This window comes from Marinomonas gallaica (assembly GCF_049821165.1).
Classification (GTDB): domain Bacteria; phylum Pseudomonadota; class Gammaproteobacteria; order Pseudomonadales; family Marinomonadaceae; genus Marinomonas; species Marinomonas gallaica.
In genome coordinates, this window is the sequence record NZ_CP187511.1 from 3,558,737 (window position 1) to 3,582,838 (window position 24,102).

The 24,102-nt window shown below is 45.9% G+C and carries 28 protein-coding genes and 1 other RNA gene; 6 read left to right on the forward strand and 23 right to left on the reverse strand.

The genetic code is table 11. The features are described from left to right. Positions 1-6 precede the first annotated feature (6 nt). Positions 7-184, forward strand: a non-coding RNA gene (gene ssrS, locus ACPUEK_RS16845) — 6S RNA. A gap of 6 nt (positions 185-190) precedes the next feature. Continuing rightward, complete coding sequence (locus tag ACPUEK_RS16850; protein WP_425641530.1) at positions 191-763, forward strand: 5-formyltetrahydrofolate cyclo-ligase; 573 nt, start codon at positions 191-193, stop codon at positions 761-763. A 35-nt stretch (positions 764-798) separates the two neighbouring features. Here the strand turns inward: ACPUEK_RS16850 and gspM are convergent, their stop codons facing one another. From gspM to astE, 18 genes are all read right to left on the reverse strand, one after another. Continuing rightward, positions 799-1,311, reverse strand: a complete 513-nt coding sequence (gene gspM / locus ACPUEK_RS16855) for a type II secretion system protein GspM (RefSeq protein ID WP_425641532.1) — start codon at positions 1,309-1,311, stop codon at positions 799-801. Continuing rightward, positions 1,308-2,456, reverse strand: coding sequence for a type II secretion system protein GspL (gene gspL / locus ACPUEK_RS16860; protein ID WP_425641533.1), 1,149 nt, complete (start codon positions 2,454-2,456; stop codon positions 1,308-1,310). The genes gspM and gspL overlap by 4 nt, the downstream gene beginning before the upstream one ends. A gap of 8 nt (positions 2,457-2,464) precedes the next feature. Further along, entirely contained in the window at positions 2,465-3,445 is a 981-nt protein-coding gene (gene gspK / locus ACPUEK_RS16865) for a type II secretion system minor pseudopilin GspK (RefSeq protein ID WP_425641535.1), read from the reverse strand. Beyond that, positions 3,442-4,065: a type II secretion system minor pseudopilin GspJ gene (gspJ, locus tag ACPUEK_RS16870; RefSeq protein WP_425641536.1), complete on the reverse strand. Its 624-nt coding sequence runs from the start codon at positions 4,063-4,065 to the stop codon at positions 3,442-3,444. Before gspJ ends, gspK begins: the two co-directional genes overlap by 4 nt. Next, positions 4,062-4,451, reverse strand: coding sequence for a type II secretion system minor pseudopilin GspI (gspI, locus tag ACPUEK_RS16875; protein ID WP_067216296.1), 390 nt, complete (start codon positions 4,449-4,451; stop codon positions 4,062-4,064). Before gspI ends, gspJ begins: the two co-directional genes overlap by 4 nt. Further along, the gene (locus ACPUEK_RS16880; protein ID WP_425641538.1) at positions 4,432-4,914 is read right to left on the reverse strand and encodes a prepilin-type N-terminal cleavage/methylation domain-containing protein; all 483 of its coding nucleotides are present in this window, start codon (positions 4,912-4,914) and stop codon (positions 4,432-4,434) included. The genes gspI and ACPUEK_RS16880 overlap by 20 nt, the downstream gene beginning before the upstream one ends. Continuing rightward, positions 4,914-5,375: a type II secretion system major pseudopilin GspG gene (gene gspG / locus ACPUEK_RS16885; protein WP_425641540.1), complete on the reverse strand. Its 462-nt coding sequence runs from the start codon at positions 5,373-5,375 to the stop codon at positions 4,914-4,916. The genes ACPUEK_RS16880 and gspG overlap by 1 nt, the downstream gene beginning before the upstream one ends. Positions 5,376-5,415: 40 nt before the next feature. Beyond that, positions 5,416-6,615 (reverse strand): type II secretion system inner membrane protein GspF, encoded by a 1,200-nt coding sequence (gspF, locus tag ACPUEK_RS16890; protein WP_425641542.1) that lies wholly within the window; start codon positions 6,613-6,615, stop codon positions 5,416-5,418. Positions 6,616-6,617: 2 nt separating this feature from the next. After that, entirely contained in the window at positions 6,618-8,126 is a 1,509-nt protein-coding gene (gspE, locus tag ACPUEK_RS16895) for a type II secretion system ATPase GspE (protein WP_425641544.1), read from the reverse strand. 31 nt (positions 8,127-8,157) lie between these two features. Then, positions 8,158-10,053, reverse strand: coding sequence for a type II secretion system secretin GspD (gspD, locus tag ACPUEK_RS16900; RefSeq protein ID WP_425641545.1), 1,896 nt, complete (start codon positions 10,051-10,053; stop codon positions 8,158-8,160). 10 nt (positions 10,054-10,063) lie between these two features. Then, entirely contained in the window at positions 10,064-10,897 is an 834-nt protein-coding gene (locus ACPUEK_RS16905; RefSeq protein WP_425641546.1) for a type II secretion system protein N, read from the reverse strand. 103 nt (positions 10,898-11,000) lie between these two features. Beyond that, complete coding sequence (locus ACPUEK_RS16910) at positions 11,001-11,744, reverse strand: hypothetical protein (protein WP_425641547.1); 744 nt, start codon at positions 11,742-11,744, stop codon at positions 11,001-11,003. Positions 11,745-11,753: 9 nt separating this feature from the next. Then, the gene (kdsB, locus tag ACPUEK_RS16915) at positions 11,754-12,524 is read right to left on the reverse strand and encodes a 3-deoxy-manno-octulosonate cytidylyltransferase (protein WP_425641549.1); all 771 of its coding nucleotides are present in this window, start codon (positions 12,522-12,524) and stop codon (positions 11,754-11,756) included. A 1-nt stretch (position 12,525) separates the two neighbouring features. Next, positions 12,526-13,110: a KdsC family phosphatase gene (locus ACPUEK_RS16920; RefSeq protein WP_067216319.1), complete on the reverse strand. Its 585-nt coding sequence runs from the start codon at positions 13,108-13,110 to the stop codon at positions 12,526-12,528. Further along, positions 13,110-13,967 carry a 3-deoxy-8-phosphooctulonate synthase gene (gene kdsA / locus ACPUEK_RS16925; RefSeq protein ID WP_067216323.1) on the reverse strand — a complete coding sequence of 286 codons (858 nt, stop codon included), beginning with the start codon at positions 13,965-13,967 and terminating at the stop codon, positions 13,110-13,112. Before kdsA ends, ACPUEK_RS16920 begins: the two co-directional genes overlap by 1 nt. A 19-nt stretch (positions 13,968-13,986) precedes the next feature. Continuing rightward, positions 13,987-14,964: a KpsF/GutQ family sugar-phosphate isomerase gene (locus tag ACPUEK_RS16930; protein ID WP_067216326.1), complete on the reverse strand. Its 978-nt coding sequence runs from the start codon at positions 14,962-14,964 to the stop codon at positions 13,987-13,989. Between the two features lie 87 nt (positions 14,965-15,051). Continuing rightward, positions 15,052-16,095: a zinc ABC transporter substrate-binding protein gene (locus tag ACPUEK_RS16935; protein WP_425641551.1), complete on the reverse strand. Its 1,044-nt coding sequence runs from the start codon at positions 16,093-16,095 to the stop codon at positions 15,052-15,054. A gap of 85 nt (positions 16,096-16,180) precedes the next feature. Next, positions 16,181-17,188, reverse strand: coding sequence for a succinylglutamate desuccinylase (gene astE / locus ACPUEK_RS16940; protein WP_425641552.1), 1,008 nt, complete (start codon positions 17,186-17,188; stop codon positions 16,181-16,183). Positions 17,189-17,394: 206 nt separating this feature from the next. Between astE and ACPUEK_RS16945 the strand changes: the two genes are divergently transcribed. The 3 genes from ACPUEK_RS16945 to hemE all read left to right on the forward strand — a co-directional run bounded on the left by ACPUEK_RS16945 (position 17,395) and on the right by hemE (position 19,935). Beyond that, positions 17,395-17,928 carry an NUDIX hydrolase gene (locus ACPUEK_RS16945; RefSeq protein WP_067216336.1) on the forward strand — a complete coding sequence of 178 codons (534 nt, stop codon included), beginning with the start codon at positions 17,395-17,397 and terminating at the stop codon, positions 17,926-17,928. Then, positions 17,918-18,706 (forward strand): DUF2927 domain-containing protein, encoded by a 789-nt coding sequence (locus tag ACPUEK_RS16950; RefSeq protein ID WP_231872550.1) that lies wholly within the window; start codon positions 17,918-17,920, stop codon positions 18,704-18,706. The genes ACPUEK_RS16945 and ACPUEK_RS16950 overlap by 11 nt, the downstream gene beginning before the upstream one ends. 125 nt (positions 18,707-18,831) lie before the next feature. Further along, entirely contained in the window at positions 18,832-19,935 is a 1,104-nt protein-coding gene (gene hemE, locus ACPUEK_RS16955; protein WP_067031791.1) for a uroporphyrinogen decarboxylase, read from the forward strand. Between the two features lie 47 nt (positions 19,936-19,982). Here hemE and ACPUEK_RS16960 read toward each other — a convergent pair whose 3' ends face one another. After that, entirely contained in the window at positions 19,983-20,354 is a 372-nt protein-coding gene (locus ACPUEK_RS16960; RefSeq protein ID WP_067216342.1) for a hypothetical protein, read from the reverse strand. 133 nt (positions 20,355-20,487) lie between these two features. Here ACPUEK_RS16960 and glnK point away from each other — a divergent pair, with 133 nt between their 5' ends. Continuing rightward, positions 20,488-20,826 (forward strand): P-II family nitrogen regulator, encoded by a 339-nt coding sequence (gene glnK / locus ACPUEK_RS16965; protein WP_067031797.1) that lies wholly within the window; start codon positions 20,488-20,490, stop codon positions 20,824-20,826. Positions 20,827-20,912: 86 nt separating this feature from the next. On the opposite strand, the gene ACPUEK_RS16970 is transcribed toward glnK, so the two are convergent. The 4 genes from ACPUEK_RS16970 to ACPUEK_RS16985 form a co-directional block, all read right to left on the reverse strand. Further along, positions 20,913-21,629 (reverse strand): ABC transporter permease, encoded by a 717-nt coding sequence (locus ACPUEK_RS16970; RefSeq protein WP_425641554.1) that lies wholly within the window; start codon positions 21,627-21,629, stop codon positions 20,913-20,915. A gap of 4 nt (positions 21,630-21,633) precedes the next feature. Beyond that, positions 21,634-22,323 (reverse strand): ABC transporter permease, encoded by a 690-nt coding sequence (locus tag ACPUEK_RS16975; protein ID WP_067031803.1) that lies wholly within the window; start codon positions 22,321-22,323, stop codon positions 21,634-21,636. A gap of 65 nt (positions 22,324-22,388) precedes the next feature. Further along, positions 22,389-23,144 carry a transporter substrate-binding domain-containing protein gene (locus ACPUEK_RS16980; protein WP_067031806.1) on the reverse strand — a complete coding sequence of 252 codons (756 nt, stop codon included), beginning with the start codon at positions 23,142-23,144 and terminating at the stop codon, positions 22,389-22,391. A 98-nt stretch (positions 23,145-23,242) separates the two neighbouring features. After that, entirely contained in the window at positions 23,243-24,010 is a 768-nt protein-coding gene (locus ACPUEK_RS16985) for an ABC transporter ATP-binding protein (protein WP_067031809.1), read from the reverse strand. Positions 24,011-24,102: the final 92 nt, after the last annotated feature.

Consider the following 24,102-nt stretch of genomic DNA (forward strand, 5'->3'; position numbering starts at 1 on the left):
TGGCGGTGTTTCCTGGGTTGTTCGGAACGGCTTAACGCCCTTGAGCCTATGAGTATACCCCCGGAAAGATGCTGTAAGTTCGGTGAGCATGTCCGTGCGTCGGAAAGCCTAAAGAGCTTCAGCTATTTCCACCTTGAACCACTGGGTTCAAGGCCAATAGTCGAAACGGCAACTTGGGAAACTCTTTTTTATGTCTTTAGATCGTCAAACGCTTCGTAAATCTCTTCGCCTGCTACGCAACCAACTCTCCGACACAGAGCAACAACATGCTGCAGATGCTTTACAAAAAGAATTTTTACAAGCCTTAGCCCCCTCTCTACCGACATCGGCCAATGTTGCCCTGTATCTCACCAACGATGGTGAAGTCTCACCTAGCAGCATCTGTGGCTGGTGCTGGAACAACCAAATAAACGTCTACCTTCCTGTTCTAGATGGCAAGGCACTCCTGTTTGCACGTTATGACGAACACAGTCAATGGCAAACAAACAGCTTTGGCATTCTTGAGCCTGTCGACCTTACACCGGCTACCGGTGCGGAGATGGACATTGTGCTGATGCCACTAGTAGGCTTCGATGCACAAGGTGGGCGCTTAGGTATGGGTGGCGGCTTTTATGATCGCACCTTCGAAAACAAGGCTGAGCGGACCCATTTAATTGGTTTGGCACATGATTGCCAAGAAGTCGAACAACTACCAATTGAGTCTTGGGATGTACCGCTAAGTGGTATTTTAACGCCTAGCCGCTATATTACCTGCTCGAACTAATCAGAGAGAATCTTTCTTTTTTATGAAAGACAGGACTAGTCCAACGTGATCCGTAAGCTGACTAGCCCTGACTCGATTTTTTCTATTTGCATGCTCTCAATGATTACGCGCTGCTCACGCAGCGCTTCGAACCATGCTGACACAACCGTAAATGGCACGCGCGACGACCACACCTGAATGCGCCCATCTCTTTCCACCTGAATACGATCCGCCACAAAACCCACTTGGTTTGCTGTTTGTGTTAAGACATTGCGTAACGCATTCGTGTCCCGATCTTCTAATACCTGCTCAGGTCGAGCTTGAGCCAGCACATCGGCACCCATTACAAGACGCTGGTATTGGTTTTGAGCATTGGACAAACGAGTAATTGCTTGCTGGTGTGCCACTTGAGAAGGCTCAATGATCGTATAAAAAACCATCACTAATACAAATACAGATACCAAAACAAGGATAAGAAGGCGCTCTCGTGCGCTTCTAGCTTGAAAAGAAATCATCATGCGTTGCAGTACAGTACTCTGCTGCAACTGTTGAACAAACCAGCTTTTCATCTCGTCACCCCTTGTACTCGGTACACACCCAAGTATTGCTCACCTTGCCGCGCCCATTGAACCAATTCGATCGAGACATTCTGCTGCACTAGAAAGGTTTGTATACGCTCTAATTCAGTTCGCGACGCAGCCAACCATTCAAAACGATATACTTGCTGACGCAATGTCACCTGCTGTAAACCGGACTCAATATTTAACGTCTTTTGTAAATCACCAAGCTTGCCAAGCAGTTCGTAGGCAGACCAGTGCGTTGGCTGGTTTTGTTGCTGCGAGGCTTGTTGTAAGCGTGCGTCCAACTGTCGAGACAAATTCACAACACGCCCAGCGCTCGGCACTAGACTTAAAAACAGTGCATTAGAAGCTTGCTCAACCTCCAACGCTTGCGCATTTATTTCTTGCGTAGCGAGCTCACTATTCAACCATTGCGCCGCCAAAGCGACCACGACCAACCCAGCCGCCCATTGCCAACGGGAAGCCGTTATCTTCACGCCCTCAGTGATTTCTTTTATTTCACCTATACGCCACTGTTTCCATTGCGTTTCCTGAGCCAACGCCTCATTTAGACTGGCTAAATCATAGACTTGGCTGATCGTCGTTGGGGGATGAGTCGCCGACAGCGCTTCAGGTAGCCAGCACAGTTGATCCTGACTGACTTCAAAACGCTCGCCCAATACTTCCGCAGCGCCATTTTGAGTTTGATGTGAGACTACGAACTGCAGTGGTAGTATGACGCCTGTAGTGCGACTAATACTCTGTAGATCTGCTTGCCAATCCGCCAATAGCGATTTATCCATCGTCATTGCCCAGATCTGATTGGGGCTGTCAGGAACCCAAAAAAACGCCAATGACTCAATCGGTTGCGCTAAATAAGGTTCCATTAAATATGGCAGTACTTTGTCCATATGGCGACGCTGATGTTTGGTCACGACCAGCTTACGAACATGAAAACGATGATGTGGAGGAAAGAAAAAAACACGTAAATCACTGTGTTTAGACGCCATTTCTTGATACAACGCCGCCATCTCAGTATTAGATTCAACCCTACCTTGCTGTATCATTTTTTGGTCATCAAAACACCACCAGTCATACACCCAGTGGCCATGTCCTAAATGCGTTTCGCGTAGCTGAATCATCAATCTTTGCACAGCATCTCTCAATCGTTTGGTAATCGTATTTGTTCGTTTACTAAAGCTTTCGATAATACGTCAAAGGCCATAAAGGAGCGAGATAAAGGCACCACGATACCCGTTTCTTCATCCTGCCTAAGTACTGTTCTTAGATAACGCTGGTGTGCCCCATCCTTTAACGTAATCAACACTTCAAATGTGCTACTTTGTACGCACCAATCCTGCGCTTGTAATGCTTGATCAGCTAATATTGGCCAGTTAATTAACTCTTCAACCGAACTAAAACCCGCCGAGGCAATACGGGCCTCTAATGCCTGCCGTTTTCGCTCTGTCAATTCGGGCAAATAAGCACGTAATAACGGCGGTGTTAATCGGTTGATATTGATCGCACTATCTTGAGGTAGCACACACACATAAGGCATCAACCTAAGCCAGGTTTGCTCGGGTACCGGCAGTAACCGTAACTCTGAAACATCAGCCAAGAGCGAATCCGCCGTCCGATAGGCGGGTTGCAACCCTGCATAGTATTCATCTTCATGACTAGAGGCTGCACTCAACACTTGATCGTTATCGACCCAATCTTTAACCAAATACACCCACTCATCAGAAAGCGATAACTCAGATGACAGGCGCAGTAACCGATCTTGAACAGCTTTGGTACGATTGGCGTCAGCCAGATCATTCAGATTAATACAGGCTTGCCGATCTATCATGTCCACTTGTATAGGCACTTCTTGCAGCACAAACTCGCGCGACGCTAAATGCCACGGGCGACTTGTATCCGGTGATGCCAGTCGGTCCGATGCATGCAACTGTTGGGCAAGCCACGCTGACGACCACGCCTCGCCAGCTAATAATCGATGACGTACTGTTATGTCCGATTGGACTCTCGATACCACCGCAACACTCTGCTCGACATAATTTAATACCTGAATAGACAAGGTCGCTACAACAGCAAACACCATTAAAGCGACCAGCAATACAACGCCATTTTGAGAGGATTTCATTGTTCCCCCTTTCGCTGCGTTGATACGCCACGGGGCAACTCAAATAAGCGCGTTATCCCCCCAAATCTAGGCGTATCTAAGGTTATACGGAGCGCTATGACTATAGACGAACGCTCTTGTCCTGGCAGTGAAGAGTTGATTGGCCATTGTTCATACCACCCCTCTGTCGTAAGCACCTGAACTGAAAAACGAGTCGCTGGTGTTAACTTTTGTATTTGAGGCGTTGAGCTCTCTACTTGATCTAATACTGGCCAGACAACTCGCTGCAGTCCATTATTGACGACTTGATACGCGACCCGCTGTAGCTGTGACTGCGTCTTATCAAGCGCATTCGAGCGCCCCAAATGAGTAAAGCTTAGTGCTTGATCGGCGACCACCAAACTTGGTAGAGTCTCGCCCAATTCGTTTCGTATTGGTTTGCCAATATATTGTGTGACATCTCTCTCCAGCCAGTTCATCGCTCGGCTGAGTTGATTTAGTTCCTTCGTATGATCTGCAGTGGTGTCCGACATCCGCACAGACGTTCCGAGCATTTGATAACCAACACCCCCCATCACTGCGGTTATGAACACCACCACCAGTAGCTCTATCAGGGTAAAACCACGCTTATTGGGCCTCATAAAATTGATGCCTCGCGCGGTAGAAAAGACTCTAAACGATACAGTGGTTGATCCACATCCGATGGATAAAAGACTGAAACCTCGATCGTTTGCAGAAACTCAGTCTGCTCGATTTTCAACACCCGAGTACGAAAACGTAACGTTCCTTGCTCAGTCCATACGTCGCCTAGCTCTAAGGGTTGCCCTAATCGAACAGCCAAACGCAACTCAGTCGCCCGGTCTTCAGCAACCCAAGCGGCCAGTATTTTCTCGGTTAAATAGTCACTTTGCTTCGTCCCAGTAACACTGGTCTGCATTAACACCACACCCACAGACGCCAAAATAACCAGCGCAACCAGCACTTCGATCAAAGTAAACCCAGTAACCTTACTCCACCGAAAGAACATTTAAGCCATCCCCAACGACTGTCACTTGATGGTCACCTTCTACGACGCGCCAACGAAAGGGCAAATACTCCCCCGACTCTAAAACGAACAAGGCCATTGGCACCGACATATTTACTGTCTGCTGTGCACTACTTAAACGGTTTTTGTTAAATGACAGCTCATAGTCCAACTCATCGTTAAACGTATACACCACCTCAGCGGGTCGCCATGTTCCTGTAACGTTTTGCCATAATACAAGCTGCTCCTGATCCACCTGTAAAAAGGAGGTTTGCCGAGACATCCATTGCTGATCAAAGACACGCTGTAAGGTTTTTTGCAACGAATGGGCTTCGCTATTAGCACGACTGTTTGCCGCAATCCCAACTAAATTAGGCGCTACCAAACTGGTCATCACCGTTAAAATCACCAGCACTACCAGTAATTCCAATAAAGTAAAACCTTGCCGCCCACTTTTAAGTGTCACTACAGATCTCGGCTACTGATATCTGACGCATCCGCCTCGCCACCATCGCGGCCATCCGCCCCCAACGTCACAAGCTCGTACTCACCTTGAGCACTGGGACTAATGTAAAGAAAGCCAAAACCCCAAGGGTCTTGAGGCACACTTGATAAATACCCTCCTTGTTTCCAATTACGTGCCTCTGGGTACCCGGTGGGGCGATTAACTAACGCCTGTAACCCTTGTGCTGTAGATGGATATTGACCGTTATCAAGCTTGTATAAATCCAGCGCCGAGACGATATTACGTAATTGAGTTTTAGCAACCGCCACCTTAGCATCATCCGAACGACCCAAAATATTTGGAGCGACCAACGCCACCAGCAAGCTTAAAATTGCCGCAACGACCATTAATTCAAGCAGCGTAAAACCAGCCTGTCGCTTTGCAATTAAAGAGCGTTTACGATGCTTCGAAACCATTTTCATGGATGCCTTCCTTTGTTCTTTGTCTGTATTTGAAACTGCATTAGTTCAACAACTGATTCATATTCATAATAGGTAGCAAGATGGCCATCACAATCAACATGACGGCCGCCCCCATAATCAACAACATGAGAGGTTCAAACAGTGTCATAAAGTTATTCATCTGATATTGGCTTTGTTCGGACTGTTGCTTAGCCGCTTTATCCAACATCCCCGCCAGCTCACCACTGCGCTCGCCACTGTCAATCAGTTGCATCATCATAGGCGGCACTAACTGCGTCTCTTTAAGCGCTTTTGTTAACGACACACCTTCTTTTACTTGTACCTGAGCACGACCCAATAAGCATTGCACAGAGTGATTTAAGACAACCCGATTAGCGATCTCCATCGCATACACTAATGGCACCCCACTTCTAAACAGCATAGCCAGCGTCGACACATAGCGCGTCATAGAACTCACACGAATCATCCGGCCAATAACAGGCAAATTAAATAACATGACATCACGACGATGCCTAAAACGCTCATGACGTAACAACAGCCGATAACTGACCAAAATGATAACAAGCCCTACAAGAAGACTGTCGCCCCATGTAACGACCCAGTTACTTAGAGACATCATACTGATAGTCAAGGTCGGCAAATCAGCTTTTTGGCGCTCAAATACGGCGACAATATCCGGCATCACCGAGCCTAACAAAAAACCGACGATCGCAATGGCCACTAGCGTTAATAAAGCAGGATACAAAAGTGCCGATTTTAGTTTTTGCTGATTGCTCTGTTCGCGTTCTGAATGCTCGGATAATTCCAGCAAAACCGTAGCGAGCTTGCCTGATTCTTCACCTGCTTGAACACTGGCACGAAACAACATTGGAAACGCTTTAGGATACGTATCTAAGGCTTGCGCTAATGAAAAACCTTCCAGTACGCGTGCCCGAATGGCTAACAACATGGAGCGAATATGACGCTGCTGGCTTTGGGCGGCCGCGCCTGAAATGGCTTCTTCTATCGGCAGCCCTGCATCGATTAATGTTGCTAACTGGCGAACTAGCAACGCACGCTCTCGAACAGACAAACGGCGTTGAAATACGAGTCGAGCACTTGGCTTGGCATTATAAAGCTCAAAGGGTAGCAATCCTATGTCACGCAGCTTTTGCCGAGCGTGACGCTCATTATCCGCTTCCAAAACACCTTTCTGCTTGGCGCCTGATGGCGCTAACGCACGATATTCAAACACTGCCATGACTAATGCCCATCGCTGCTTGTTGCATCTGGATTTAAGATATCCACGCTATGCTCTGATGTCACACGAAGCACTTCCTCTAACGAGGTTAACCCTTGACATACTTTATCTAAACCGTCTTGTCGTAAGCTTGGGCGAGACTTTCGAATTAGCGCCTCAAGCTCATACTCTCCAACACCATTGTGAATCAATTGCTGGAGCTCCTGACCGACTGGCACGACCTCGTATACCCCAAGACGTCCGCGGTAACCTTGATGACACTGGTCACATCCTTGAATGTTCGCTGCATAAAGGGCCGAAGGCGATGCATGACAATTAAAATGAGCCAAATTGGCCTCATCCATCGAGACCGGTATTTTGCATGCGTCGCATAAGCGACGTACCAGACGTTGTGCCACAACGCCTACCACACTTGAGGACAACAGAAAGCTTTCAACGCCCATATCTTGTAAACGTGTAATCGCAGCAATCGCACTATTGGTGTGCAAAGTAGACAACACTAAATGGCCCGTTAAAGACGCTTGAACGGCAATGTCCGCTGTTTCGCGGTCACGTATTTCGCCGACCATCACCACATCTGGATCCTGACGTAAAATCGCCCTCAACCCTCTAGCAAAGGTCATATCTGCTTTAAGATTTACTTGAGTCTGCGCCACCCCTTCTACGTGATACTCAATGGGATCTTCAATGGTCATAATATTATGATGACCATTGTTTAAATGATTCAATGCAGAATAAAGCGTGGTCGTTTTACCGGAACCAGTGGGTCCTGTGACCAACACAATGCCGTTTGGGCGAGTGATTAATTGTTCAAGACATGCTTGATCCGCTGACGACATCCCCAAATGTTCTAAGCCCATTTGCCCAACACGTTTGCTCAGGAGCCGCATCACCACTCGCTCACCGTAGGCAGAGGGCAACGTCGATACTCGTACATCTGTATCTTGCCCTGAAATTCTTAATAAAATTCGACCATCTTGAGGCACGCGCTTCTCGGCAATGTCCAACTTCGCCATCACTTTAATTCGCGATATCAGCATGGGGGCTAAGGCACGTTTCGGGGAGATAATATCTTGTAACATGCCATCAATACGGAAACGCACTTTCAGCAACTTTTCATAGGTTTCTATATGAATATCCGAAGCACCGTCTTTCAACGCTTCGCTTAGGATCGCATTGATTAACCGAATAACCGGAGCATCCCCTTCTCGCTCAAGCAAATCTTCACTTTCTGGAATCGACTCAACCATGCTCTCTAAGTCATAGTGATCATCAAAGGCGCTTACATTGGCTAACGTTTGCTGGCCTTCGTGCTGGTAATACTGCACCACAAGGCGCTCAAAGTCTGGGCCTTCTAAGAGGGTAAGATTGGGCGCTGACTGGCTCAAGCGAAGTGCTTCGTTAATCGCTGCAAGGGCAGTGGTTGCTTTATAAGCCAGAGTCAAACCGCTTTGTGATTCAAAAAGCAGCACACCGTGTTCTTTTACAAAAGCGTAATTGAGCGTAAGCAAAGTTCAGCCTTAGGAGTCACCTCCAATAATGTTAAAAACTACTGTGCACCGTATAAGGTGCATCGAAACGATCATTCAGAGCCTCTGGACGTGTAAGCGGGAACCCTTGAGAGATTTCAATACTGCGAAATGCATTGAATTTATCATCCGTCACCTGCTGCATATCTTGCTGAGAACGAAGAATGGTTGGACGAATGAATACCAGCAAGTTTTTCTTTTGATTCTCATGAGAAGTACTGCGAAATAAAGCGCCGATAACTGGTAGATCCCCCAACAATGGCACCTTCTGCTGTACTTCTATTACATTATCTTCAATCAACCCACCAAGTACGATAGTACGACGGTTGCCAGCAATCACTGTGGTTGAAATCTCTCGTTTCGTGGTAATCGTGCCGAGTGAGCTTGGCTCTGCTGATGCGGCTTCAACAATCTGTAATACTTCCATACGCACTTCGTCGCCGGCATTAATATGCGGCGTGACTTCTAACGTCAGACCTATGTCTTCACGGGTCGTGGTGACAAACGCATTACTACTACTGTCGGCGTAACCACCAGTTTGAAACGGACGGGTCTCACCCACTAGTATTTTAGAGGTCTGGTTATCGAGCGTCATGATTTTGGGTGTCGAAAGCAGGTTGGCATTAGAGTTACTTTCAATGGCCTGCAAAATGCCCGCTAAATTTAAGTCGCCATTGCTGTTAAAGCGGATACCTGCCGCTGTTAAACCATTACTCAACGTCGGGCGCCCTGTTGCTATCCCCGTTGCAATCTCCGTAATACTATTTCCAGCGGCATTAAAATTTGTCCCAAAGACAGGAGAAGAGGAATCCGACACATCACCGAAAAGCCACTGAAAACCAAATGCTTCCGCATCATCCATGGTCACTTCCGCGATAATGGCTTCTACCAATACTTGCGCACGCGGCACATCCAACTCTTTTAAAACAGACTGTATATCAACCAACACATTAGGATTTGCACGAATGACTAAGGCATTCAAGTCCTCATCTGCTTTAACATAAATAGTTTGGTTCGCACTGCCTTCCGTTAAGCCATTTGCTCCCATTAAGCCACTGATTAATTCAGCCGTTTTTGGCGCGTCCGCATAGCGAAGTGGAATAACAGATAAGCGACTGGAAGATTTTGTTGGCGTATCCAATTGTTGAATCAAGTGAACTAATGACTCTATTTCTTCCGCTTCCCCCTTGAGTACCATACGATTGGTACGATCATCTGCAATGACTTTGGTACTGAGTATTGCAGAGGAAGACTGTTTTTCAGGACCGGCAGAGCCGCTATTAAGCTCAGTCAGCAGGTCTAAAATGTCATTCGCCCACGCATGATTAAGTCCTATCACTCTAACAGTCCCTTCATTAGAGTTATCCAATCGCTCAATCAGAGATTCTAGCTCACGAATATTATCGGCGTGGTCACTGATAATCAGAGCATTAACGCTGTCTACCGCCGCAAGGTGACCATATTGTGGAATCAAAGGACGTAGAATAGGAACCAATTCCGAGGCTGTCGCCTGCTTCACAGGAATCATGCGTGTAACCAACAAGCCCCCGGCAGCGATGCCTTGACTGTCAAAATCTACGCCGCTCTGTTTAGCAATATTTTGCGGTACGACTTTTACGCCATCGGGTGTTTCTACCGCAGCAAAACCATGCACGCGCAAAACCGACAGCAAAAGATGGTACACAGCCTCTTCGTTCAGCTCTTGACTGGAAATTACACTGACTTTACCTTTCACTCGCGGATCAATAATAAAGCTTTTACCCGTCATTTTTGACACTTGCTGAATAAAGACACCGATGTCAGCCTGCTGTAAATTCACTTGCCACGTTTGCGCCACGCTGATGTTTGCGCCCAGAGCAATCACGCAAAACCAAGCCGTAATGAGTTTTCTAATCGCCAGAGGCAACATGGTTTATCCTTTAATGGGTTGAAACATTTATAATGAAGCGCTTACCTTCGCGTTCCACTTCAACACGCAAATTTTCAGCGTTGCGCAACGCTTTCATTGCCTCAACACTTGGTGTTGCATCCTTCAGTAGTACGCCATTTACCGAGACAATTTTATCACCTGGCTGCAAACCAAATTGACTCAATGCATTACCCTGATTTAATTGATACCCTTCACTGGTTATAGTGACGCCTACGCCCTCTAGAAACGCTTTTGGCTGACCCAAAAATGCTTGGGAGGTTGACTTCCATCGCTCGTCTGCACTCTGTTTTCCCGCTATAACGACGTCCGTTTGATGCCACTCACCACCTGAGGCTTGCTGAACAGTATCAGTACTCACAAATAACGCATTATTAGGATCATCGTCAGATGTATTCACCAAAAACAACGACTCCATTTTCCCAGCACGATCAATCACGACATAGTCATCATAAACCCCAACTAACCTTACGCCTGGCAGGAGTTCTGCCCCGACATCATAAGTAGCATCAGAAACACTAGGCGAACGTATTATTGCAACGCCATCGGTTGGATCTTGACTTGGCAAAACACCCACTAAAGACAATTTAAGCTGGGTTGGCTTTAATGCTTGTTGTGCAATGGGAACAGCACCAAATAATTCAGCGTTCAGCTTTATTGCAGGGGAATCTAATGCAGACGTGACATTTGAAGGAGCAGCCAATGAAAAAGTCGTTGTCGGAAAATACCATCGAGCAAAACTTGCACCCACCGCAACAGCACAAGCTGTCACAGCAGCAAAAATAATTAGCCTGACGGCATATTTTTCAACAGATTTCCAAGGCACGAGCGCAACCTAATGAAGATTTAGCGGATGAGTTGCCCGTTATATTCAACAAATAGGTAATATAATGCAAGAAAATCGCACTTACGATTTTGTGAAACGTTCATTATCTGAGCTCATTCAAAGGCTGTACTACGACAAATGCCGGATACTCTTTTTTTCCTGGCCAGCGTTGGCCCAGAGACTCAATCAGTTCTGGCATTACGGTCACTTCTAACGCATGACTCGATAACAACTTTATCTCAAGCAGTTCACTTCCTTGTAAAGATCGAAGTGACACAACAGGCTCTTGCCCTAACAAATAGCCATGCAATTGCCATTGCTTAACTGGCGCGTCAATCTCTCGATTTCCCGCTGGGTAACGAATGTTGCCTTCAGGCCAATTGGCCTGAACTTTGAACGTATCAAAAGTATGATCACGCCAAACGTAATGACTGTACCAACGACTCACAGTGATGGGCTGACCGGACAATGCTATCCCCTGCTTTGCTAACACCGGGTTTAAAACGCTTGCTTGAGCACTCAAACCATCTACCCAAAGACTTACGCCAAACAGTTCAGGCTTAAGCTTGCCATAGCCCATTACTTGCGGATGATTAACTTGCCACGAGATGGGGGACAAAAAACCAGCAGTGGTCCAGCTTAACAAAGCAGGTTCTTTTGAATAAGGAACGGACAATGCTGCGCGGCCAGACCACCAATGACCAGAAACTTGCATCAAGCTAATGCCTTGAGGCATTAGCCCACGCAGCTGTGGTGACCAATAATGCAGAGGAACATACAGCCCAACCGCCAAGAAAGCGACCAAGACAAACCAAACTGCAAGCAATGCGTATGTCTTGAATCTCACAAGTTACTCCTACTGCGAAGAGAGTTTTTGAGTCAGCGCCTGAAGATCTTCTGGGGTGTCGACACCGTGCGGAGGGAGCTCTTGTGTAACCGCTACCTGGACCTTAATGCCTTGGTGTAGGAATCTTAGTTGTTCTAGTTTCTCCCACTTTTCAAGTGGCGACATCGGCATGTGCGCATAGCGATCAAGCAAAGACACACGATACACATACAGACCCACGTGGCGCAGAGCCGGATACCCGTCACTGATGACTTTAGGTTCTTGAGCAAAGCCATCGCGATCCCATGGCATGGTGGCACGACTAAAATACAATGCACGACCTTTGGCGTCGCATACTACTTTCACCACACTTGGATTGAAGATATCTTCAGAACGATGAATAGGACACGCTACAGTCGCCATTTCAGATTCATCATCTTCGGCAAGGGCACGAACTGCATCCTGAATCAGCGCAATCGGCAACAGTGGTTCATCACCTTGCACATTAACGACAATCTCATCGCCAGACCATCCCTTTAGCATAGCGACTTCTGCCAGACGTTCAGTACCGTTTTCATGGTCGTCTCGCGTCATCACCGCGTCTGCACCAAACGCTTTCGCCGCAGCAAAGATCAATTCGTGATCGGTAGCAATGGTCACCGACTCAGCACCTGCTTTAAGTGCCAGCTCATAAACCCATTGTACGACTGGCTTGCCTGCCAAATCAGCCAGCATCTTCTGCGGAAATCGCTGCGATGCGTATCGCGCCGGTACGACAATATGGAACGGAGGTAAATTCATATTACTTTTTCTCAAATTCAGGCCGCTTGGCAAGCTCATAAGCCGCTTCAAGCTCCATGCGTGTCGCTAGAATTAAGTCAGCTACTTCTCGAGCAACCCCTTGCCCACCTGCTTTACGTAAGCAAATATCACAATGGCGCTGCAAAAGAATATGCGCATCGTTTGGACACAAAGACACACCTATTTTCGGCATCACTTGTAAATCAATGACGTCATCTCCCACATAAGCCACTTGCTCGGGCTCAAGCTTTAGCGTTTTCATCAAATCATCAAACGCGGCCGCTTTATCATGACAGCCGTAGTAAACGTGTTTGATGCCAAGATCCGACATTCGCTTACGCAACGGCGCAGAGTCTTTCGCGGTAATTACCGCCACATCTACGCCCCACTGTGGCAAAAGTTTCAACGCTACGCCATCTTTGACGTTGAAGCGTTTAATCATCTCGCCGTTGCCATCAAAGTACAAACCGCCGTCCGTCAACACGCCATCCACATCAAAGATGGCCAGCTTTAGAAACGGCAGTTTTTTCATCAACACATTGCCTTGCTCAAGCTCTGCGTATTGCGCTAGAAACTGCGTATCCATTAGGCACTGGTATCCAAGGTTTCAAAGGTTTTAACCAGCTCATCCAGCTGCTTAATCTGCTTCAAGAAGGGCTCTAGCTTGTTTAAAGGCAAGGCACACGGGCCGTCACACTTAGCATTGTTTGGATCTGGGTGTGTTTCAAGGAACATGCTTGAAAGACCTAATGACATACCCGCACGCGCCAACTCAGTGACTTGCGCTCGACGGCCATCCGCTGAATCTGAACGACCACCAGGACGTTGTAACGCATGGGTCACATCAAACATCACCGGAAACCCAAATTGCTTCATTTCCCCAAAGCCCAACATATCAACCACTAAGTTGTTGTAACCAAACATAGTACCGCGCTCACACAGCATCAGTTGGTCGTTACCAGCCTCTTGGCACTTGGTCATGATGTGCTTCATTTCATGAGGCGCTAAGAACTGCGCCTTCTTGATATTGATCACCGCCCCCGTTTTCGCCATTTCAACCACAAGATCAGTTTGACGAGATAAGAATGCGGGCAACTGGATTACGTCTGCTACCTCAGCAACTGGCTTACATTGTTCATTCTCATGAACGTCTGTAATCACCGGCACATTAAATGTGTCTTTTATTTCTTGAAGAATCTTCAAACCTTCTTCTAGGCCAGGACCACGAAATGAATTGATTGAAGAGCGATTGGCTTTGTCAAAAGACCCTTTAAATACATAAGGAATACCAAGCTTTTCCGTGACTTTGACATGCTCTTCCGCCACCTTCATCGCAAGGTCTCGAGACTCAAGCACATTCACTCCACTGAATAATACAAACGGTAGGTGGTTTGCGACTTCTACTTTGTCACCAATGCGAATAATTTTGCTGGTTTCAGACATACTCTGGAGTTCCTTTAGTTTAACGGTCGTATATTTCTAATAGGCCAACGACATTTTTTGCGTCATCAACGGCTACCAATAGGGTAATTTTATCGCGCAGCATACGTTCTTCTGCTTCGACAATCATTGTCTCTTGAGAAATGGTTTTGGGGTTCGCCGTCATCAATTCGGCCATGGTTTTAGTCAACATCCCTGCCGCATCATGTAGCATTGAGCGACGTAAATCACCATCGGTAAATATGCCCACTAAGCGCTCATCTTCTTTCACTAACACCACACCTTTACGACCTTTTGTCATGACGGCAATGGCTTCTTGAAGCGATGTATCTGGAGTACAAAACGGCAGATTATCTTTATGCATTAGATCGCGCACGCGAGTCAGCAACTTACGCCCTAAGCTTCCCCCTGGATGAAAACGCGCAAAGTCTTGAGGTTGGAAGTCACGGCACTGCATTAGCGCAACAGCCAATGCATCGCCCATAGCAATCGTCATCGTTGTTGATGTAGTAGGCGCTAAATTGTTTGGACACACTTCTCGATCAATAGCGATGTCTAACACACTGTCACAGTGTTTCGCTAAGGTGGACTGCGAATTACCGACGATGGCAATTGATTGATTGCCGAAGCTTTTAAGGGATGGCAGTAAGCGAATCACTTCTTCTGTTTCACCGGAGTAGCTAATCAAAATCAATAAGTCATCTGGGTGCACCATGCCAAGATCACCGTGGAAAGCTTCGCCAGGATGCATAAAGAAAGAAGGGGTACCCGTTGAGGCTAATGTCGCAGCAATCTTTTTACCAACAATGCCAGACTTCCCCATGCCACAAATAATCACGCGACCACGACAATTAAGCGCCATGTTTACCGCGTCAGAAAATTGCGTATCAATGCGCTCGGCTAAGCCCATTAGCGCTTGCCCTTGGGTTTTTAACGTCGTTTTAGCACTGTCGATCAGAGTATCCGTAGAACAAGATACAGAAGAAAGGGTATCACTCATGGGTCAACTCGAACTGATGAATATGACGCCATTATACAGAGGCAAATGCAGAACGCCTACCGTGATTGGTAGACGTTCATGAGTCGATTATTTAAGGCAAGAAATGTACTGGTCTGCCAAACCCGTTAAGAACATCGCGTAGCTGTTTGCACCTAGCTCAACATTGGTACCTAGTGGATCAAGTACCGCCGTTTTAACATCGGTTCCATCGATCAATGTCTCGACGATCGCAGGACTAAATTGAGGCTCACTGAAGACACAAGAAACGTTATGCTCTTCAATTTCTTCTCGAATATGCGCTACAGTTTTTGCGCCTGGCTTACGCTCCGGACTGAGTGCAATGGCGCCTTTGTTGTTCAACCCATAATGATTTTCAAAATAGCCGTAAGCTTCATGGAACACAAAATACGGCACATCTGCGACATCTGCTAATCGCTCAGCAACATCATGATCTGCGTGCTCTACGCTACTCATAAAGGCTTGGAAATTCGTTTGGTAATCCTGCTTGTGCTCAGGATCGATTGAAATCAGTTGCTCAGTGACGGCTTTTGCCAAAACTTTTGCATTAACCGGATCTAACCACACATGTGGATCGGTGCCTGAGTGATCGTGACCTTCATGCCCGTGCTCTTCATGATGCTCATCATGGTCATGGTCTTCATGATGTTCATCATGGTCGTGGTCTTCGTGATGCTCATCATGGTCGTGGTCTTCATGATGTTCATCATGGTCGTGATCTTCGTGATGCTCTTCATGGTCATGATCTTCGTGATGTTCATCATGGTTGTGCGCTTCTTTGTCACCAAACTCACGCAGGAAAGCATCATTTAATGCCATCCACTCTAGATCTTTTTTAGCGGAAAGGTTCGCTAACGGCTTTTCCATAAAGGTTTCAAGGGATTCTCCGACCCAAACAACTAAATCGGCTTGATCAAGTTTTCGTAGATCAGAAGGTCGCATAGCAAAATCATGAGGAGATGCCTGGTTACTAACAAGTTGTTGCACTTCTATATGCTCACCACCAATGGCTGACACAATCATAGACACAGGCTTCACCGAGGTGACAACTTGAGTTTGTGCAAAAGCTGATACGGATAATAAAAGGGATGCAGGTAATACGTACTTAAACATGAGTAAAAATCCAATCCACAATAGATGTTATAACATAACAATAACAGCATTCATTTTTACACTCAATCCCTAATGGCAGGTTTCATTAGACTGTACGAAAGGTTTCCCAACTGCCCTGTCGCACGACTAGGCCCGCACGCTGACCCACCGGTAAATTCACATTTGGAAACACAATCGCATCACCACTCTGTTTAATTTGGTAATGACTCACATTAGATGTTGCCAGCTCAAACCCCGCTTCAAATGCGGTAAAGTTTTTGACGTCATCAGCAATCTTAAGCAGATAATCATCAGCGTCCTTAATAAGCACCTCGACAACAGAGAAGAGCTTCACGGTCGTTGCATCGGCGCACGACAACTCGCCTTGCTCAATAAGCAACTTGAGCGCTTTGCTAAGCTTTTCAAGACTTAGCAAATCATTCTGTCCAAACGGATGCACTTGCCCAAGCTCAATAGTGGCCGCCTGCGCACCATGATTAATATACGAATGATAAGAAAATGTTGTGGTTGGTTGATGAGATAACAGCACCGCTTCCAAACCGATTGCTGCGTAGAAATCGAACTGTTGCTGCTGATAAGGTTGGCCATGGGTAAATGGATGTACGGCAAATTTCTCGTATTCAGAACCACGAATGGCGGTATGCAGATCGTAATGGAGTTTACAACCGGTCTGATGCGCCTCAAAGAACTGAGCTACCGAGTGTTCCAGTTGTTGAGCTCTCGCCACTTCTTGTCCATTGTATTTGCGCCATGCACCACAAAAAAGTCGATTCAAGTTTACATCACAAAACCGCTCACCCGTGCGCATCGCTTCTGGATGACCCAATATAATCAGCAAACGTATTGAGAGCGTCAGTTCCCCATCAAGTATCTGTTTTAGTAACGTATTAAGCAGCTCAATGGGAGCGGTTTCATTACCATGAATGCCAGCCGACAACACCACGCTGTGCTTTGCCTCGGCAATCGGTTCCAGCTGAATAATACCCTGCCCTAAAAGCTGCGCACTCCCTGTGGCAAAGAGCACCTGCTCTATCGTGTCATTTATTGGTTTGGACAAGGTGTAGTCTAAAAAATCATGGTTGGGCAATGTCATCAACGGTCTCCATTTAAATCGTATACTGGCTATGCTAACGAAATTTCTCGCTGACAAAAGAAAGAGACAGTCGAGCACTTTCAATTACTTAAGTATCTGTCGCAATTTCGTAACTTATCTATTCTCCTACTGAATTGGATTAAGTCTTTAAAATCCAGCGCTAAATCGTTACCCTTCTGGCTTTGCTTACAACTAAGAATAGTCCTATGTCTGAAACTGATGAAATAATTACGCTCGTTGATCGCCAAAACCAAGTAATTGGTGATATTCCTCGACGTTTAATGAACTTTCAACAAGACATACACCGTGTAACATTTATTTTAGTATTCACCAAACAAGACACTTTGTTAGTTCAGAAAAGAACCGATACAAAAGCATTTTGCCCAGGCTATTTTGGCATCACAACCGGTGGCGTCGTTGCTAAAGATGAAAGCTATGATTTATGCGCGAGCAGAGAGCTTGAAGAAGAGCTTGGCGTCGAGCTGACACTGGCGCCACAAGGAATGTTTTTCACTGAGGGGGAAGGGTTTCGTATTTGGGGTAAGGTCTATACATGTCAGTATGATGAAGCACGACATGGTCCACTACACTTGCAGGCTAAGGAAGTGTCCGAAGTACGTGAAATGCGTATCCAAGATATTCTTGAAAATACCCATAACCTGCCATTCACTCCTGATTCTTACGACGCTTTACTGCATTACGTTAATGATAACCTTAAAGAGCATGTCCATGTTCCGTAACTACTGCTTGTTAGTCATAAGCCTCTTCCTGACTATTTCTGCCCACGCCAAAGAGCAATACCATTGGCAAGAGCGTGATTTTATCATTAACAGCTTTATAGACATTGCACTGCAACGAGAATACGACCGAAAACAAACACCTATGTTGGTACGCTGGGAACGCCCTATCCATATTTACGTAGAGAGCGATTATGGCGACAGCCAACTGCAAGCAGAATTACTGAGTATTCATGCTCGACACCTATCAAAAATCACCGGCGTCCCCATCTATTTCACGCCTAATGTGAAAAAAGCCAATATTATCGCTATTTTTACAGATATGGACTCCGTGGAAGATAAAGTACGCCGCTATATTGGCCCACCTGACACGATTAGAACCGCATTAGACGAAGCAATCTGTTTAGGTAATTTTAGCATCAATGGTAAAGGCCAGATCCAACGTGGCGTCATTATCATCCCCGTAGACTATGCTCGACAGAACGCACGCTTCTTAGATTGTATTGTTGAAGAGATCACTCAGTTAATGGGGCTACCTAATGACTCAGATGATGTGTACCCCTCGGTTTTTAACGACTCCAGCACAGATATATACCTATCCCCATTAGATTTCATCTTATTAAAGGCCCTCTATTCGCCTCGCTTTTCAGCTGGTATGGGCGTCGATCAAGTTGATCAAAACCTGTTTAAGGTGATTGATGATTTGTACTATTCAGGAGTCATCGACAATGCGGCTTCGCTGGTACAAGAAGGCAGCCTTAAGAGCTATCTAGGGGAATAATCATTTATTTTTCTAAGTTTTAGTGCATTTTTCTTAACCAGAGTCATAAATTCTGGTTATTGCATCTTTTTTTTGATTCAACTTAGGTAAAATGCCGAAAACTTGAAACTCATCGGAGAAATTGAATGTTTCCAGAACTCAAGAACGACCGTTTTCTACGTGCTCTTTTAAAAGAGCCTGTTGACGTAACACCTGTATGGATGATGCGCCAAGCGGGGCGTTACCTTCCAGAATACCGACAAAGCCGTGCGACTGCGGGTGACTTTTTGAGTCTATGTAAAAACGATGCGTTCGCTTGTGAAGTTACCTTACAGCCATTAGAGCGCTACGACCTAGACGCTGCCATCTTATTCTCTGACATCCTAACGATTCCAGATGCGATGGGATTGGGACTTTACTTTGAAACGGGTGAAGGCCCAAAGTTTAAACATGTCGTGCGTACCGCGGCCGATGTAGACGCCCTACCGATTGCCAAAGCGTCTGATCTTGATTACGTGATGAAAGCCGTTACCACCATTCGTCATGCTTTAAATGGCCGTGTCCCTCTTATTGGTTTCTCCGGCAGCCCTTGGACGCTAGCTACTTACATGGTCGAAGGAGGCTCAAGTAAAGATTTTCGCCATATCAAAGGCATGATGTACGCGCAACCTGAAGTACTGCACGCACTGCTTAACAAGTTAGCTATCTCGGTTACCGATTACCTAAACGGCCAAATCAAAGCAGGCGCGCAAGCGGTGCAGATCTTTGATACATGGGGCGGCGTATTAAGTGGCCCGATGTACCAGCAGTTCTCTTTGATGTACATGCGTCAAATTATGGACGGTCTGATTCGCGAACATGAAGGCCGCAAAATTCCCGTTATCATGTTTACCAAGAACGGCGGTCAATGGCTTGAAAACATGGCGGCGGCAGGTCCAGATGCACTGGGTTTGGATTGGACGACGGATATGGCTGAAGCCCGCGCACGTGTGGGCGACAAAGTCGCATTGCAAGGCAATATCGACCCTTGTGTCTTGTATGCAGGTAAAGAGGTCATTGAACGCGAAGTTGCAGCCGTATTGGAAGGCTACGGTACAGGAACAGGCCACGTATTTAACCTTGGGCACGGCATACACCAATTCGTAGACCCTGAGCGTCCTAAATACTTAATTGATGCAGTACATGAACTAAGTCGTCCATACCATGAGCAAAAATTCGACGACCTAGATGCCTTAAATGATTTGAAATAGCATTCTAACGCTTGTGCTCACCCCTAAGGCGCTGTGTTTTAAACTTCTTAAATAGGAGACTGCAGACGACTCCAAGTCTGTAAACACATCGCCTCAGGGATGTTTTTCTCCCGCACCCACAAGCCATTTTTCTTGCGCTTTATCGCTTCAAATGCGCTGTTTAAATAGCAACATATATGATCACGCCCTTTGGCATCGAGCCAAGATAAACGAGCCAGCATCGTTGTGGGGGTATACCCAATGACAACTAATCGAAGAAAATAGGCGTTCGCACGATCATCCGCTACCTTATAGCTTTCCAAACATTGGGGCATAGTTTGATGGGTAACATGCAGTTGATCCTGCTGCAGACTCTTTTTCAAATTCGACATGAATTGATCCATCCCCTCTTCAAAGCTCATTAAGTCATGATTATCCATTACGCCCCCCTTTTAAAACCGAGTATCGTTCCCATATCGTGATTAACTGTAGAACAATTTTATGCATTTAGTAGCGGGGTCCGCTTTTGAATGGTAATTTATAGAAAAACATTGCCTTAAATGGAGAGAATCTATGAAATTAGTAACAGCCATAGTTAAACCTTTTAAACTAGATGAAGTGCGTGAAGCGCTTTCTGAAATTGGTATTAACGGCATCACTGTTACAGAAGTAAAAGGCTTTGGTCGCCAGCGTGGTCATACTGAGCTATATCGCGGCGCAGAATACGTAGTCGACTTCCTACCGAAAGTGAAGTTGGAGCTGGCGATTGATGACGACCAAGTGGACGTAGCAATCGAAGCCATCCAAAAAAGCGCTAACACAGGCAAAATTGGCGACGGTAAAATCTTCGTTACAGCTCTTGAGCAAGTTATCCGTATTCGTACTGGCGAAACGGGCGCAGAAGCAATCTAATCGCTTCCCATACTGATCATAAAGAAAGGCGCACCCTAGAGGGATGCGCCTTTCTTATTTCTAACATTCAAAACGCAAAGCAACTCTTAACCTTTATCAGGCACTTTGATCGACAAGGTTCCTAAATAGCGATTCTGGCGCTTCTCTACCAGCCTAAAGATGTAAATCACCAAAATACTAATCACTAAGTAAATACCACCCGCCGCTAAAAATATTTCGATTGGTGTGTAGGTTCGCGCAATAATCGTACGCGCCATTCCTGTTAGATCCAGCAATGTAATCGTACTGGCCAATGCACTGGCTTTGAGCATCAAAATAATCTCATTACCGTAAGCGGGCAAAACAATACCAAATGCACGCGGCAATAAAATACGACGATACATTTGAGTTTTTGTCATACCAATCACTTTACACGCTTCCACTTCCCCCTCAGGAATCGCCTGAATCGCGCCACGGAAGATCTCAGCCGTGTAAGCGGAGGTATTTAACGTAAAGGCGATAATTGCACACCAAAATGGCTCCCGTAGAATCGGCCACATAAAGCTTTCTCGAACCGCTTCAAATTGAGAGGCACCGTAATACACCAAAAAGATCTGCACCAATAACGGTGTGCCTCGAAAAAAGAAAATAAAAGCAAAAGGTACGCCGCTGATAAACCAATTTTTCGAGATACGAGCCAGTGCAATTGGCAGCGCAACAAGCGCGCCCAGCACAATCGACAACAACACCAACTTGATCGTCATCCACGTGCCGGTTAGCAAACGCGGGAAATATTCTATAACAACAGAAAAATCTAATTCCATGTACTTATCCTCGGCTCAAACCACGACTGGCGCGCTTTTCTAAGAAGTGCACCACCGCCATCGACACAATCGTCAATGCTAAGTACATAAACGCCGCGACTAAATAAAATAGGAACGGCTCTTTGGTATTGCTTACTGCCACATTGGCCTTACGCATAATGTCTTCAAGACCCACCACGGAAACCAAAGCTGTATCTTTAAGCAATACCAAAAACAAGTTACCAATGCCCGGCAAAGCAACACGCCACACTTGAGGTAGAATGATGCGGAAGAATTTACGCTGTGAGCTCATTCCTAATACAATTGCAGCCTCATGTTGCCCTTTAGGGATCGCTTGCAACGCCCCCCGAAAGACTTCCGTTGCGTACGCGCCAAACGTTAGTCCTAACGCCGTAACACCTGCCGCAAATGGGCCTATTTCTATGTATTCTTCATAACCAAATACGCTGGCAATGGACATCAGTACCGTAGTGGCACCAAAATAAATGATCAATACCGTCAGCAGCTCTGGCACACCGCGGATGATCGTCGTGTAAAAGTTTGCTATCCATTGCAAAGGTTTAATATTGGACAGTTTTGCGGACGCCCCTAACAAGCCGAGAACTAACCCAACCGCCAAAGAACAAAGCGCCAGCTGAATGGTTATACTCGCTCCTTGTAAGAGCTGATCACCAAAGCCGTGAAGATCTAACATAAAGATATCTCAGTCTGAATATAAACAGTGCGCAGGAAAGAACCTGCGCGCTGTTTGTTTTCATCTTAATAGATGGAGAATGGGAAGTACTTAGCATTGATTTTTTGGTAAGTGCCATCTTCCATGATTTCATCCAACGCTTTGTTGAACTTTTCTTTCAGATCGTCGCCCTTACGTACTGCAATGCCGATTTCATCTTCTTTCTTAAAGGATTTACCTTTAAATTCAAATTTGTCGCCATTACCTGATGTTTTCAGCCAATCATAAGTAGGCAATTCATCTGACAAAACGATATCTAAACGCCCTGATATCAGATCAAGGTAAACACTGTCTTGAGTGTCATAGAATTTAATATCTGATTTATCCATGAAGTTGTCTTCTAAATACTGAGCGGCAAGCGTCGCACGCTGAGCACCGATGACTTTGCCATCTAATTCTTCAAGGTTAAATTCTTTACCCTTTGGCGCTAAGAAACGAAGACCACCAGAATAATATTTATTGGTAAAGTCGACTTGACGCAAACGCTCTTCAGTAATGGACATGGATGCAATAATCGCATCAAACTTACGCACTTTTAGACCTGGAATCAGACCGTCCCAATCTTGCGTCACGACTTTACAATCGGCTTCCATCTTCTCACATAATGCCCACGCAATATCTACATCAAAGCCCTGTGGCTTTCCCTGGTCGTCGATGTAGTTAAACGGTGCCCAAGCACCTTCCGTTGCAATACGCACCGTATCTGCAGCGTTAACAGAAAGAGAGGACACAGCAGCCGTTAATACAACCGCTGAGCTGAGTGCTAATTTCTTCATATTCATTGGTAGTTCCTTTTGCTAGGTTATTGATTTTATATAGTACGTCTTATCAGTTTTCACCCTATTCAGGTGCATTAAAACCAGCGACACTAGACAGCGCACTAGAAAACGGTTGATAAGAAAGCTTTACAACGTTCAGAGTCTGGCGAGCCAAACACTTTGTCAGGTGTGCCCTTCTCTTCCACCAAACCTTGGTGCAAGAAAACCACTTCACTAGAAACTTCTTTGGCGAAATTCATTTCATGAGTCACGATCAACATGGTACGGCCCTCTTCAGCCAAACCACGCATAACCCCCAATACTTCCCCGACCAACTCTGGATCGAGAGCAGAAGTAGGTTCATCGAATAAAAGGATTTGAGGATCCATCGCCAAGGTACGAGCGATGGCAACACGTTGTTGCTGGCCACCCGACAATTGATTGGGATACATGTATTTTTTATCGGCAATGCCTACTTTATTAAGCAGGTATTCCGCGTATTCCAAGACTTCCTTTCTAGGACGCTTCAAGACATGCAGCGGACCTTCCATGACATTTTGTAAAATCGTCATATGAGGCCAAAGGTTAAAGCTTTGAAATACAAATCCAATTTTCTGACGCATACGAGTCAATTGCTTCATATCAGCGGCATAGAGATCCGTTTCGCCAGGCTTTAAGTTCAACTCTTCGCCATTAAAACGGATTAATCCTTTAGTCGGATTCTCTAATAAGTTAATACAACGCAAGAACGTACTTTTGCCGGAGCCACTAGAACCGAGAATAGAAATCACATCCCCGTCACGGGCTTCTAACGAAATTCCCTTTAAAACTTCATGGTCCCCAAAGGTCTTATGGATATCCTTTAGCTCTAAAGCAGGGTCTTTAGACATTCTTTTTACCTTTTTTGATGACTCTGTTTGCGCAAAAAATAAGTTGGATAAAACTTAAAACTTACGCATAAATTTAGGTTCAGGTAGAACGT

Excerpts from the sequence above, each read along its gene's own strand:
- ACPUEK_RS16850 (WP_425641530.1), top strand. The coding sequence starts at position 191 with ATGTCTTTAGATCGTCAAACGCTTCGTAAATCTCTTCGCCTGCTACGC.
- gspM (WP_425641532.1), bottom strand. The coding sequence starts at position 1,311 with ATGAAAAGCTGGTTTGTTCAACAGTTGCAGCAGAGTACTGTACTGCAA.
- gspK (WP_425641535.1), bottom strand. The coding sequence starts at position 3,445 with ATGAAATCCTCTCAAAATGGCGTTGTATTGCTGGTCGCTTTAATGGTG.
- gspJ (WP_425641536.1), bottom strand. The coding sequence starts at position 4,065 with ATGAGGCCCAATAAGCGTGGTTTTACCCTGATAGAGCTACTGGTGGTG.
- gspI (WP_067216296.1), bottom strand. The coding sequence starts at position 4,451 with ATGTTCTTTCGGTGGAGTAAGGTTACTGGGTTTACTTTGATCGAAGTG.
- gspG (WP_425641540.1), bottom strand. The coding sequence starts at position 5,375 with ATGAAAATGGTTTCGAAGCATCGTAAACGCTCTTTAATTGCAAAGCGA.
- gspF (WP_425641542.1), bottom strand. The coding sequence starts at position 6,615 with ATGGCAGTGTTTGAATATCGTGCGTTAGCGCCATCAGGCGCCAAGCAG.
- gspD (WP_425641545.1), bottom strand. The coding sequence starts at position 10,053 with ATGTTGCCTCTGGCGATTAGAAAACTCATTACGGCTTGGTTTTGCGTG.
- kdsB (WP_425641549.1), bottom strand. The coding sequence starts at position 12,524 with ATGAATTTACCTCCGTTCCATATTGTCGTACCGGCGCGATACGCATCG.
- ACPUEK_RS16920 (WP_067216319.1), bottom strand. The coding sequence starts at position 13,110 with ATGGATACGCAGTTTCTAGCGCAATACGCAGAGCTTGAGCAAGGCAAT.
- kdsA (WP_067216323.1), bottom strand. The coding sequence starts at position 13,967 with ATGTCTGAAACCAGCAAAATTATTCGCATTGGTGACAAAGTAGAAGTC.
- ACPUEK_RS16930 (WP_067216326.1), bottom strand. The coding sequence starts at position 14,964 with ATGAGTGATACCCTTTCTTCTGTATCTTGTTCTACGGATACTCTGATC.
- ACPUEK_RS16935 (WP_425641551.1), bottom strand. The coding sequence starts at position 16,095 with ATGTTTAAGTACGTATTACCTGCATCCCTTTTATTATCCGTATCAGCT.
- astE (WP_425641552.1), bottom strand. The coding sequence starts at position 17,188 with ATGACATTGCCCAACCATGATTTTTTAGACTACACCTTGTCCAAACCA.
- ACPUEK_RS16945 (WP_067216336.1), top strand. The coding sequence starts at position 17,395 with ATGTCTGAAACTGATGAAATAATTACGCTCGTTGATCGCCAAAACCAA.
- ACPUEK_RS16950 (WP_231872550.1), top strand. The coding sequence starts at position 17,918 with ATGTTCCGTAACTACTGCTTGTTAGTCATAAGCCTCTTCCTGACTATT.
- hemE (WP_067031791.1), top strand. The coding sequence starts at position 18,832 with ATGTTTCCAGAACTCAAGAACGACCGTTTTCTACGTGCTCTTTTAAAA.
- ACPUEK_RS16960 (WP_067216342.1), bottom strand. The coding sequence starts at position 20,354 with ATGGATAATCATGACTTAATGAGCTTTGAAGAGGGGATGGATCAATTC.
- glnK (WP_067031797.1), top strand. The coding sequence starts at position 20,488 with ATGAAATTAGTAACAGCCATAGTTAAACCTTTTAAACTAGATGAAGTG.
- ACPUEK_RS16970 (WP_425641554.1), bottom strand. The coding sequence starts at position 21,629 with ATGGAATTAGATTTTTCTGTTGTTATAGAATATTTCCCGCGTTTGCTA.
- ACPUEK_RS16975 (WP_067031803.1), bottom strand. The coding sequence starts at position 22,323 with ATGTTAGATCTTCACGGCTTTGGTGATCAGCTCTTACAAGGAGCGAGT.
- ACPUEK_RS16980 (WP_067031806.1), bottom strand. The coding sequence starts at position 23,144 with ATGAATATGAAGAAATTAGCACTCAGCTCAGCGGTTGTATTAACGGCT.
- ACPUEK_RS16985 (WP_067031809.1), bottom strand. The coding sequence starts at position 24,010 with ATGTCTAAAGACCCTGCTTTAGAGCTAAAGGATATCCATAAGACCTTT.